The 11,569-nt window shown below is 64.5% G+C and carries 12 protein-coding genes and 1 tRNA gene; 5 read left to right on the top strand and 8 right to left on the bottom strand.

Going from position 1 to position 11,569, the window contains the following annotated elements; translation table 11 throughout:
• Positions 1-6: 6 nt before the first annotated feature.
• A complete protein-coding gene (locus ACTIFP_RS10505; RefSeq protein ID WP_439568881.1) occupies positions 7-810 on the top strand; it encodes a crotonase/enoyl-CoA hydratase family protein in 804 nt (267 codons plus the stop codon).
• Positions 811-907: 97 nt separating this feature from the next.
• Here ACTIFP_RS10505 and ACTIFP_RS10510 read toward each other — a convergent pair whose 3' ends face one another.
• The 8 genes from ACTIFP_RS10510 to ACTIFP_RS10545 all read right to left on the bottom strand — a co-directional run bounded on the left by ACTIFP_RS10510 (position 908) and on the right by ACTIFP_RS10545 (position 6,889).
• Complete coding sequence (locus ACTIFP_RS10510) at positions 908-1,597, bottom strand: ATP12 family chaperone protein (protein WP_439568667.1); 690 nt, start codon at positions 1,595-1,597, stop codon at positions 908-910.
• Complete coding sequence (locus ACTIFP_RS10515) at positions 1,594-1,830, bottom strand: hypothetical protein (RefSeq protein WP_439568668.1); 237 nt, start codon at positions 1,828-1,830, stop codon at positions 1,594-1,596. Before ACTIFP_RS10515 ends, ACTIFP_RS10510 begins: the two co-directional genes overlap by 4 nt.
• Positions 1,827-2,447, bottom strand: a complete 621-nt coding sequence (locus ACTIFP_RS10520) for an FMN-binding negative transcriptional regulator (protein ID WP_439568669.1) — start codon at positions 2,445-2,447, stop codon at positions 1,827-1,829. The genes ACTIFP_RS10515 and ACTIFP_RS10520 overlap by 4 nt, the downstream gene beginning before the upstream one ends.
• Entirely contained in the window at positions 2,447-3,685 is a 1,239-nt protein-coding gene (locus ACTIFP_RS10525; protein ID WP_439568670.1) for an RluA family pseudouridine synthase, read from the bottom strand. Before ACTIFP_RS10525 ends, ACTIFP_RS10520 begins: the two co-directional genes overlap by 1 nt.
• Entirely contained in the window at positions 3,682-4,062 is a 381-nt protein-coding gene (crcB, locus tag ACTIFP_RS10530; protein WP_439568671.1) for a fluoride efflux transporter CrcB, read from the bottom strand. Before crcB ends, ACTIFP_RS10525 begins: the two co-directional genes overlap by 4 nt.
• 51 nt (positions 4,063-4,113) lie before the next feature.
• Positions 4,114-4,695 carry a thermonuclease family protein gene (locus tag ACTIFP_RS10535; RefSeq protein ID WP_439568672.1) on the bottom strand — a complete coding sequence of 194 codons (582 nt, stop codon included), beginning with the start codon at positions 4,693-4,695 and terminating at the stop codon, positions 4,114-4,116.
• A 299-nt stretch (positions 4,696-4,994) separates the two neighbouring features.
• The gene (locus ACTIFP_RS10540) at positions 4,995-5,894 is read right to left on the bottom strand and encodes a hypothetical protein (protein WP_439568673.1); all 900 of its coding nucleotides are present in this window, start codon (positions 5,892-5,894) and stop codon (positions 4,995-4,997) included.
• A gap of 122 nt (positions 5,895-6,016) precedes the next feature.
• On the bottom strand, positions 6,017-6,889 hold the full coding sequence (locus ACTIFP_RS10545) for an IS1595 family transposase (protein ID WP_439568674.1): 873 nt from the start codon (positions 6,887-6,889) through the stop codon (positions 6,017-6,019).
• Between the two features lie 102 nt (positions 6,890-6,991).
• Between ACTIFP_RS10545 and ACTIFP_RS10550 the strand changes: the two genes are divergently transcribed.
• The 4 genes from ACTIFP_RS10550 (at position 6,992) to ACTIFP_RS10565 (ending at position 11,519) form a co-directional block, all read left to right on the top strand.
• Positions 6,992-8,038 carry a winged helix DNA-binding protein gene (locus ACTIFP_RS10550; protein WP_439568675.1) on the top strand — a complete coding sequence of 349 codons (1,047 nt, stop codon included), beginning with the start codon at positions 6,992-6,994 and terminating at the stop codon, positions 8,036-8,038.
• 67 nt (positions 8,039-8,105) lie between these two features.
• Positions 8,106-8,181: transfer RNA gene (locus ACTIFP_RS10555), tRNA-Val, on the top strand.
• A 245-nt stretch (positions 8,182-8,426) separates the two neighbouring features.
• The gene (locus ACTIFP_RS10560; RefSeq protein ID WP_439568676.1) at positions 8,427-10,730 is read left to right on the top strand and encodes a TonB-dependent receptor; all 2,304 of its coding nucleotides are present in this window, start codon (positions 8,427-8,429) and stop codon (positions 10,728-10,730) included.
• A 21-nt stretch (positions 10,731-10,751) separates the two neighbouring features.
• Positions 10,752-11,519, top strand: a complete 768-nt coding sequence (locus ACTIFP_RS10565) for an aspartate dehydrogenase domain-containing protein (RefSeq protein ID WP_439568677.1) — start codon at positions 10,752-10,754, stop codon at positions 11,517-11,519.
• Positions 11,520-11,569 lie beyond the last annotated feature (50 nt).

Genomic DNA, 11,569 nt, shown 5'->3' on the forward strand with positions numbered 1-11,569 from the left:
TCTCCTATGCAAGACCGGATTTCGATCACCATGCTGGGCGGCGGCATCGCCGACGTCCGGCTGATCCGCGCTGACAAGATGAACGCGCTCGACCCCGCAATGTGGGCGGCGCTGGCCGAGGCGATCGACACGCTCAAAGCCATGGCGGGGCTGCGCGTCGTCGTGCTGTCGGGCGAGGGCCGCGCCTTTTGCGCCGGGCTCGACCTCGCCAGCCTGGGCGGCGAGCGCGCGCCGGGGACGAGCAGCACCGGCGGCAGCCTGAACGAACGCGCGCACGGGATTGCCAACGGCCCGCAATATGCCGCGTGGGGCTGGCGCGAAATTCCGGTGCCGGTGATCGCGGCGGTGCATGGGGTGGCGTTCGGGGCGGGCAGCCAGATCATGGCCGCCGCCGACATTCGCATCGTCCATCCCGACACGCGGATCGCGATCATGGAAATGCGCTGGGGGCTGGTCCCCGACGTCGCCGGGATGGCGTTGTGGCGCACGCAGGTCGCCGACGATGTGCTGCGCGAGATGATCTATACCAACCGCGAATTCAACGGGTCGGAGGCCAAGCTGCTCGGCTTTGCGACGCATGTTTCGGACGATCCGCTGGCCAGGGCGATGGAGCTGGCCGCGGTGATCGCCGACAAGAATCCCGACGCGATCCGCGGTGCCAAGCGATTGTGCAACATGCTCGCCGATGCAAGCGACGCAGAGATTTTGCAGGCCGAAAGCGACGAGCAGGTGAAGGTCATCCGCACGCCGAACCAGATGGAGGCGGTGATGGCGGGGATGCAGAAGCGGCGGCCGAATTTCGTGGATTGAGCAGAAAACCTAAACCCGTTCGCATCGAGCGAAGTCGAGATGCCCATCGTCGGCGCACGACCTAAGGGTGTCTCGACTTCGCTCGACACGAACGGATTTAGAGATGGGTCAAAAACCGCACCGCATTGTCCCAGTCGCGCTTGTGCGCGGCGCGTTGCGCTTGCGCCTGCGCATCGGCGCCCCAGCGACGTTCTTGATAAAGTTCGTCCAGGCTGACCGCGTCCCACAGGGTCTCGGCGTCAAACGCGTCCTCGACCCGCGCCAGCCCGGCGACCAGCGATCCGCCGATGGTGACGAGCGGGGTCAGCGCGGTCATCCGCCACGGATCGATCGCGAACACCGCATCACGCAGCGCCGCGACCGTGGCCGCCGGCTGATCGATCGGGAGGATCCCCCGCGTGATCGCAAATTCGATTCCATAACGCGCCTCGGCCCAGGCGAGCAGCGGATTCCACGCCGCCGCCTGTTCGGCCTGCAGCGCCGGATCGCGGTCGTCGCGATAACAGAAGAGGTCGGTGGCGGCATAAGCGGCGATCGGTTCGGCAAAGGCGGCCGGGTCGGGGGCCGCGAGGTCGATCGCGGCATTGGCGAGCCCGGTCATCGGCATCGCGCCGGGATCGATCGTTTCGCCGACATGGCGCCATTCGGCGGCGATCGATTCAGCCAGGGCGGCGCTGGCGACCGCCAGCGGCGCGCGTTGCGGGGTGCGCACGGGCCGTCCGTCGAGCGCGATCCCCCAGCCGCCGTCTTCGGTGGCGACGGCGACCTCTTTCCAGAAGCGTTTCACGGGTTTTTGGGCGAACGCCAGCGGCGCGCGAGCAACAACGGCATCACCGCGAAATCGAACACGCCGACCAGTACGATCGCGACGCCGATCCAGCGGTCGGTCGGCTGCCCCGCCAGCGAAAAGCCGCCGCTGATCAGGATGAAGCCAATCGCGACGAACGCCACGCCCATCAGCCGCATGATGGTGATCGCAAGAAAGCGTTTTTTGGCGAGTGCGTCGTCGGCCTGGGTCATACGCCCGCCTTATCGCCGCCGAGGTGGCGCATCAACTGCGCGAGCGCGCCATGACCGCTCGCCTCGACCCCCGCGATGACCCGGTCCCGCTCGTCGGGAGATTTGTTCTGCGACAGCTTGATCGTCGGGCGCCACGCGGTGACCCGCAGCTCGAAACCGACGATCGCCCCCGTCATCTTGCTGAACAGCGCGGGGTTCATCTTGTCGCGCGTCCATGGCGGATTGGCGCCGACGCGCGCTTCGTGGTTTGCCGACAACGTGTCGAGCTGCGCGATCAGCGCGGCATCGTCGAGCTTGCTGACGACGCCCTCCATTTCGATCGCGACATAGTTCCACGTCGGCACCTGATCGGCATCGGCATACCAGCTCGCGCTGACATAGGCGTCGGGCCCCTGCACGACGGCGAGCGCATTCGCCCCACCCAGATGGCGGGTCAGCGCATTGCCGCGCGCAAGGTGGAATTGCAGCGTGGCGCGATCGTCGCTCAGCACCACCGGCGCATGCGCGACGCGCGGCCCGTCGGGGGTGGCGGCAAAGATCGCAGCAAAACCGATCTCGCGGACCAGCAGTTCGGCAAGATCGTCCTGTCGCGGGCGAAAGGCGGCGTTCGGGTGCATCAGCTGGCCCGGGGCGGACGGGCGGGATGTTTCTTGGCGCTCGGCTTCTTGCCCGCAGGCTTGTCGACCGCTGGCTTCTTGGGCGCTGGCTTCCCGGGTTTTGCCTTGGCTTTCGGCTTGGGCTTGCCGACAAAGTCGGTCGGCTTGCCCTCGGCGGAGCGACCGCGCCGTTCGCCGCGCCGCGCCTTGCGGATCTGCTTGCTGTGCGCTTTCGCTTGCGCCTTCAGCGCCGATTTCGGCGGCGGGCCTTTTTCAACGGCGTCGATGCCGATCTCGCCGAGCAGCAAATCAAAGCCCAATGCGTCGAGGCTGGCGGCGAAATGTTCGGGCACCTCGGCCTGCACGTCGATCGCGCCGCCATCGGGGTGATCGATGCGCAGCCGGCGGCTGTGCAGGTGCATCTTGCGGCTGATCGTCCCGGTCAGAAACGCGCCCTTGCCGCCATATTTGCCGTCGCCGACAATCGGATGGCCGATCGCCGCCATATGCACGCGCAGCTGGTGGGTGCGCCCGGTCAGCGGCTGCAGTTCGACCCACGCGGCGCTGTTGCCGGCGCGCTCGATCACGCGGTAGCGCGTCTTCGACGGCAGGCCGCTGTCGTGAACATGCATCTTCTCACCGCCCGACCCCGGCTGCTTGGCGAGCGGCAGGTCGATCTCGCCCTGCTGGATGTCGGGTACCCCGACGATCAGCGCCCAATAGGTTTTCTTCGCGCTGCGGTTCGAGAAGCTTTTGGCGAAATAGGCCGCGGCCTTGGGCGTCCGGGCGATCAGCAGCGCGCCCGACGTGTCCTTGTCGAGCCGATGGACGAGCTTGGGCCGCGTCGGCCCGTCGAACTTCAGCGCGTCGAGCAGGCCGTCGACATGCTGTTCGGTCTTGGTGCCGCCCTGCGTTGCGAGTCCCGGCAGCTTGTTGAGCACGATCGCACTCGCGTCGCGGTGGATCAGCATCCCCGTTGCCAGCTCGATGTCGGCGTCGGTCAGCGGGCGGCCTTTGCGCGCCGGGCGCGCCGCGGTTTCGACCGGCGGGGTTGGCATCACCAGCTTTTGCCCCGCCGCGATGCGATCGGATACATCGGCCTTTTTCCCGTCGAGAGTCAGCTGCCCCGACCGCGCCCAGCGCGCGAGCAGCGCGTGCGGTGTGCCCTCACGGTGGCGCTTGAACCAGCGGTCGAGCCGGATGCCGTCGTCTTCTTCGGCGATCGTCGCGCCGTCGAGCTGTGGCTTGGCGCCGGTCATGCCGGCACCTGCCGCATCAGGAACAGGCCGAGCCCGCAGGCGGCGATCGCGCCGATCACCGACGCGAGGACATAGCCGGCCGCCTGAGCGTTTTGGCCGCGTTCGAAAAGCATCCAGAATTCCATGCTGAAAGAGGAAAAGGTGGTGAAGCCGCCGAGGATTCCGACGCCGACGAACAGCCGCGCGGCATCGCCGCCGCCCTCGCCGCGCGCCAGCGCACCGATCAGCAAACCCATCAACAGGCTGCCGACGACATTGATCGCCAGCGTTCCCCACGGAAAGCCGGGGCCGAGCCGCGCGAGCATCGCCTGCCCGACCAGATGGCGGGCACCGGCGCCGATCGCGCCGCCGATCATGACGGGAAACAGGCTGTTCATGACGCTCGCCCTAGCCCGAAACTGGCGCGAGGCATAGCGGGTGCGTTTTGGCTAGGCGTCGGGGCCTGCCAGTGCGGTCGCCGGACGGTCGTGCGCCGCGCGCCAGTCGGCGGGTCGGATAAAGTTGCCCTGCCAGATGCCGCGCCGCTTTGCCTGCGCTTCGGCCTCCTCGACCAGATAGGCGTCGCTGGTCGCCACCGCCCACCCCTGCCGCACCATTTCGGCACCCAGGTCGATGCCGCCTGGAAAGGGGCGGGTGCGGCACGTCGCGAGGCTGCGGTCGTAGCGGTCGCGGGCCGCGACTTCGCAGTGCAGCGGCCCGCCGCCGGCAAGCCTTGCGAGCGCTGCCCGCGCATCATGCCCGCACGGCCAGCGGCTGGCATCACGACGCGCACAATCCTGCCGATATTCGGCCGCGTCGATGCCGGTCAGCCGGATCGTCACCGACCCGTCGTCCTGCCGCACGATCAGGCTGTCGCCGTCGATCACGTGGACCAGCGGCACGATGTGCACGGGTGCGGGCAGCCAGCCCCACGCGGCGATGGCCATGCCGATGAGCAGCAGCAACGCCAGCAACGAGCGAAAGCGCCGCCGCCAGCGCAGCCGCGTGAGCGAGGAGGGGGCAGCAGACATCGCCCTCGCCTGACCCGACCGCCGCGGCTTGGCAAGCGTCAATAATTGATTGACGATGAGAACAAATCATGTCCAAATTGGACCAATTCATTCCGCCCGACGCGTCCCCGACTCGTGCAGCGGCCATCGCCTGGGTCCGTATTGGCGGCAAATGGGAACGAACAAAAGGTGAATGACGCCGAAATGAGGGAATTATCCCCTTCGGACATTTACGGCAGTACCCAGAAAACACGACAATGCGTAGATGGTTATCTATGCTGCTGTTGGCGGGAGCCATCATTTGCGGGACAGCCAGCCCATCAGTCCCATCGGCGGACCAACGGCGCGATTGGCGGCAGGTGTCCGAGATCTGGCTCGAAAACCACGCCTTCCCGCTGCTCGAATGGAACCGGCGGAATGATAACGTGGTATTCCTGTATATTCGCCGAATTGCCCCCGTAAAATGCGCCGACGATAAGGAGCTCTTCCCGGTGCTCACCGAGACTGTGGACGGAGATGCCCGTTTCCTGCGCCGCCCCCGTGCGCTCCAGGTATCGCCCCGGAAAGACAATCAGCGGGTTGACTTCTTCGGGGTCGAGGTCGTTTCCGATCTTCGCGAACTCTTCCCGAAGGCTGGCGATATCTTCGCCCCATTCGCACATGCGATATGCAAGTTTGACCCTCACAGGAGTCTTGCCTTCATTCTCAAAGAGGAATTTGAAATTGGCTTGAAGTTGCCATTCTTCGCTGCCCGCCTTGCGGGACCATGTAACCCCGTCAAGTTTCGAACTGAATATGATCCAAGGCCGTTGAGTTTCCTCGGTAAGTTCGTTCTGGCGCAGCATCGCGGCAGTAGCTTTGCCGGTGTCCTCAACAGCTTGTCGAGTCTGCGTTACCTGTCGCCAGATCAGAAGCGTGCCGAGGCTGGTAATTACGAAAGTCGCCACCGCAGCGACGAACATCCACATAGCCCAAAACGCCATATCCTCTTGGGCGGTCAAATCCCGCAAAACATATGGGCTGGGTTGCTCGGTCTGGGCCTGCTGATCTGCTACAGCGGCTTCCGAACTAGCGGGTGGTTGTTTGAGCGGAAGCGAGACTGCGCCTTTTTGTTCGCTGCCTTGCTTATTCCCGTTGGCGGGTGGCTGGTCGGCATGGCGGTGGTTGGCCTTTTGACCAACTAGGACCTCCGTGCCGTCGCCCCGATTGTTTCCCGTCATTCCCACCCCCATTTGCCCATAGCGACCATATGAGCGATAAGGGCGTAGGAGTCACGATATGCCGGAAACCCAAAACGAACGCTTCGACAAACTTCTAACTGCAATGCTGGCAGGTGATGCGCCTAGCGCGCGAAAGAAGCCATCAAGCGGGGAAGCATCAGATGCGGAACGTGACGCATGTTGTAGCGATACTCAAACTCGCCCAGATACTTCGAAAGATGCTTCTGACTGACGTGGATATGGGTGCCGTTGATCGACCGCTTTAGCTGCGCCCAGAAACCCTCAATCGAGTTTACCGACGTTCCCTGCGCGCCGACATACTGCCCAGCGCTGTGGTTCACTGACATATGATAATATCCCTCACCGCCGACCGTCAGATATGCGCCCGCTTCGTCCGTATGCACGATGCTGTGGCGCTTCACGTTCTCTTTGATGACGGGGAGCAGGGTCGCACGGCGCTGGTTCGGGACAACCTTCGTCATCACCTTTCCGCCGCGTTCCATTAGGCCGATCACGACAGTCTTGTTCGACATGCGGCCTTCTTCGGCTGTCGTTTTGCCGCCAATGATCGTTTCATCGACTTCGACTTGCTTGGTGAAGCCGCCAAGCGGTCCATTGCCGTCCACTGCGCCCATATACTCGCGGATTTGGTGGCACATGCGCCAAGCCGTTTTGTAGGTCACGCCGATCTGGCGCTCGACAGCCTTGGCGGCAACGCCGTTGCGCGTGGTCGTGAACATAAACATCACCGTGAACCAGTCGCGAAGGCTGGTGCGGGTCCGGTCAAAAGGGGTGCCAGCGGTCGGATAGACTTGGTGGCCGCAATACTCGCACACATAGGCGCGGCGGGTCGAGACGCGGTAATAATGGGCGCTCTTGCCGCAACCGGCGCACTCATGGCGATCACCGAAACGCTGGCGCATGATGTGCTCTAGGCAGCTTTCCTCGTTCGGGAACTGCGCTTGGAACTGGCGAAGGGTCGGTGCTTTGCTCATGCCGATTATCTAGCACAAGACCCTAAGTGTCGCAAGGGGATAATTACCCGAAATGACGACATAGTTACGCCAGGGTGGAGCAATGAAACGGGGACAATGAGCATGATGGACCATGAAGCACCGACGCGACGGGACAGCCCGGCCTTTCCTTTGCACCGCCTGGCCGATGCGGGCGCCGGGGCGCCGCCGATGACCGGCGCGCCGGGGCGCGATGGCACGGCGTCGCCCCTGCTGTTCGTCGGCCCGCCGACCGCGCTGCCCGACACGGCGGCGCTTGCCGCGGTGCGGCTGGCCAATATGCTGCCGCCGGCGCGGGCGGCGGGCTATATCCGGCACAGCGGCCTGCTGGATATTGTCTGGCTGGCGGCGGCGGACACGGTCGAGGGCGCGATGCTCGCCGACATCTGCGCCGCGGTGGGCGAACAGGAGTGCCACCTGATTTGCGAAACTTCGCTGACCGCGCTCGACCGGGTGGCGGCGGCGATTCCGGCGGCGCTGCATGTTCAGTTCCTCGTCGATGCCGACCCGACCGACAAGCTGGTCGCGCTGGCGGCGGCGCGGCGCACCCGCCACCGGTTGGTCCACGACGTCGCGCGCGACGATGCGATGGAGCGGATCGACCGGTTGCAGGACGAGGTCGCGCGGATTTCGCGGCTGCTCGCTGATCTGGCCGGGCAGCGCGGCGGGCTGGCCGGTACCCCTACGGGCTTTGCGGCGCGCGGCGAAGACTTGGACGATTATCCGGGGCAGGTGCGCTCGCCGCCGCGCGATTATGCCGCAATCCCGCGCAGCTTTGTTCCCGAAGAGCGCCTGATCGACCGCCAGCGCGCCAAGGCGGTGCGGCGGATGCTGCGCCAGCGGCGGATGCGCGAACAATATTTCCCCGCCGACCTGTTCGCCGACCCGGCGTGGGACATGCTGCTCGACCTCTATGCGGCGCGGCTGGAGCGCCAGCCGGTGTCGGTGTCGAGCCTGTGCATCGCCGCCGCGGTCCCCGCAACCACGGCGCTGCGCTGGATCAAGACGATGACCGACGCCGGGCTGTTCGTGCGCGAGGCCGACCCGCACGATGGCCGCCGCATCTTCATCGCGCTGGCCGAAGCCGCATGCGACGCGCTCGCCCGCTATTTCGAGGCGCTGGAGGAATAGCGGCGCGCTTGCCAGCGCGCCCCGGCTGTGGCAGGGGCGCGCTTCCCCGCCTATGGTGACATTCCGGGGGCGCTTAGCTCAGTTGGTAGAGCATCTCGTTTACACCGAGAGGGTCGGCGGTTCGAGCCCGTCAGCGCCCACCACCGTCTTTTTCCTTTCATCACAAGAATCCGAGATCGAGAGCGGCGGCTCTGCCGCGTGGTCGGTCGATGCGCGATATAATCAAATCATATAGTAATCGGTTGCATTATTATTATTCATATAGACCTGGCCCGATAACCTTCGCTTGTCTGAACCGGGACCGTCAACCCTCGGTCGAGCGTCAGCGCTAAGCGGCGCAACGACCGGTCGGCGGTTGCTCCCGGACGCATGATGGGGGAGGGATTCGATGAACAAGATGATGACCAGGGGCCGCGCCGCGTTGATGTTGGGCGTCGCGACCGCGATGATCAGCCCGCAGGCCGCGATGGCGCAGGATGCGCCGGGCGCGAGCGACGGCGGACTGGAAGAGATTGTCGTGACCGCGCGCAAGCGCGAGGAGAATCTGCAATCGACCCCCATCTCGGTCGCGGCGCTGAGCGGCGATGCGCTAGCCAAGGCCGGGATCGACGAATTTTCCGAAATCGCCAACCGGATTCCCGGCTTCACGCTGAACCCGGACAATGTCTCCGAACCCAATATCTTCCTGCGCGGTATCGGCACCGACATCGAAAGCGCCGCATCGAGCGCGGCGATCGGTTTCTTCCTGAACGACGTCTATCTGCCGCGCGCGCAGGGCACCGCGATCGAACTGTTCGATCTGGAACGCGTCGAAATCGTCCGCGGGCCGCAGGGCACGCTTTACGGCAAGAATGTCGTCGGCGGCGCGATCAATTATATCACCCGCAAGCCGACCGACGAATTTCGCGCCGGCGCCGAAGCGGGGATCGGCAATTATGGCGGCTTTGACGTCAAGGCGAATGTCGCGGGCGGCCTTGGCGAAGGACTGTCGGGCAGCATCGCGGCAACCGCGCGGCGGCATGACGGCTATGCCTTCAACAGCTTCACCGGCAATGACGTCGAGGATCTGACGGCATTCGGCGCCTTGGGGCAGTTGCGCTATCAGCCCAACGACAGCCTCGACATCCTGCTGACCGGCGACCTGACGCGGCGGCGCGCGCGCGGCAAATGGGTCGATATCCAGACCCCGTCGACGCACAATATCCCGTTCGTGAATCCCGATCCGCGGCGCGGCCCGAACAATATCGACGGCAAGCAGGACGCCGACCTGGGCGGGGTGCATTTGAGCATCGACTGGGACAGCGGATCGGGGACGCTGACATCGATCAGCGCCTATCGCGAAGGCCGCTTCAAGGTGCTCAACAACGACGCCGGCAGCTTCATCGACTTCACCCGGCTCGCTTATGGCCCCGACGGCCGGATCGATTTTTTCGGGTTCGACCGCACCCGGTTCAACGACGATTATTTCGTCAACAACAAGAATGAGCGGGTCAAAAGCTTCTCGCAGGAATTGCGGTACCGCTCGGACTGGGACGGCGCGTTCAACCTGCTCGCCGGGGTCTATTACCAGCATGAGCAGGTCGACCGGGTCGAGGATGCCGATTATATCTTCGTCCGCTTTTTCGCGCAGGGCCGCGAGATTGCCGAAACCGGCCTGAAGTCGGACACCTATGCCGCGTTCCTCGAAGGAACATATGATTTCACCGACACGCTGGGGGTCACCGCGGGCATCCGCTACACCAAAGACAGCAAGCGTTTCACGGTCTATCGCGAGACGATCGGCGATTTTCTGGGCGCCGATTTCGAGGACGAGAACGGCAATTTCACGCGCAGCTTCTCGGCATCGGACAAACAGAGCTGGGACGCCTGGACGCCCAGCATCAACCTGCACTGGCAGGCGAGCGAGGATGCCTATCTCTACGCGCTGGTGTCTAAGGGCTATAAATCGGGCGGCTGGAACGGCGAAAATGCCACCAACCCCGGCGAAGCGCGCGTGTCCTATGACCCCGAATATGCCTGGAATTACGAAATCGGCGCGAAGACGACCTGGCTCGACAACCGGCTGCGTCTCAACGTCACCGGTTTCTGGACCGAATATAAGAACCTCCAGACGCAGCAGTTCGTGATCTTCGATCCCAATCTGCCCGCCGACAATGTCATCGCCAATGCGGGCAAGGCACGCGTCAAGGGGATCGAACTGGAAACCGCGCTGGTGCCGGTCGACGGGCTGACGCTGTTTGCCAACTACACCTATATGGACGCCAAGATTACCGGCGACCTGATCAGCACCGAGCTGCGCTTCGACTTCAGCTGTTTCTGCAACGTTGCGGTGCCGACCAACCTCAAGGGAAATGTGCTGCGCCGCTCGCCCGAAAATTCGTTCAGCATCGGCGGCGATGTGACGGTGCCGCTCAGCAGCCGGCTCAACGGCTTTGTGCGCGCCGACTATAATTGGACCGACGATTTCTTCTTCGACAATGAAAATGGCCTGCGCACCGCGCAGGATTCGGTCGGCGTCCTCAACGCCTCGATCGGGGTCGCAACCGAAGACGATAAATGGGAACTGCGGCTCTGGGCCAAGAACCTGACCAACGAACTGTATGAATCGGGCAAAGCCGACGTGATCGGATCGGTGCTCGTGTCCTACAATCCGCCGCGCACCTATGGCGCGACGCTGCGGTGGAAATATTGATCCGCTAGCAAGGCCGCGGCGATGCGCATCGGTTTGATCGGTTTCGGCTTTATCGGGGCCGAGCTGTACCGGCGTATCGCCGCGGACCCGGGGTCGGGACAGGTGGTGTTCGTCCACAACCGGACGCCGTCTCGCCTGACCGCGATCCCGCCCGAACTGATTTTGGACGATCTGGCAGATGCGGCGAACTTTGCCCCCGATCTGATCGTCGAAGCGGCCGGTCCCGATGTGACGCGCCGCCATGGCGCCGCGTTTCTGGCCTTTGCCGATTATCTGCCGCTGTCGCTCACCGCGCTCGCCGACGATGCGCTGTACGACCGGCTGAGCGATGCGGCGGCGCAATCGGGGCGGTCGCTGCTGATCGCGCATGGCGCGCTCGTCGGGCTCGACAGCCTGATCGAATGGCGCGCGATGTGGGACGATGTCACGATCAGCTTTCGCAAACCGCCTGCGAGTTTGGGCGCTGGCGCGGTGCCGCCGGATCGCGAGAGCCTGTTGTTCGACGGCAGCGTCCGCGCCGCGGCGGTGCGTTATCCGCACAATGTCAACGCGATGGTTGCCTGCGCGCTGGCGACCACCGGGCTCGACCGCTGCCGCGCGCGGTTGGTTGCCGACCCCGCGATCGATCATCTTGAACTGACGGTCGAAGCGCGCGGCCGCGACGGTTCGCAGCTGTCGATTCAGCGCCGCCAGCCGGCGATGGGGGTATCGGGCAGTGAAATGGCGGCGGCGGCGCACCGATCGATCCTGCGCGCGGGCAGCATCGTCGGACCCGTCGAATTTCTATGACGACCGGCGCCGACGCCATGCGGGCCGCGGGCCGCTTACCACCGGATGCA

The organism is Sphingopyxis sp., from assembly GCF_051861155.1.
Lineage (GTDB): Bacteria > Pseudomonadota > Alphaproteobacteria > Sphingomonadales > Sphingomonadaceae > Sphingopyxis.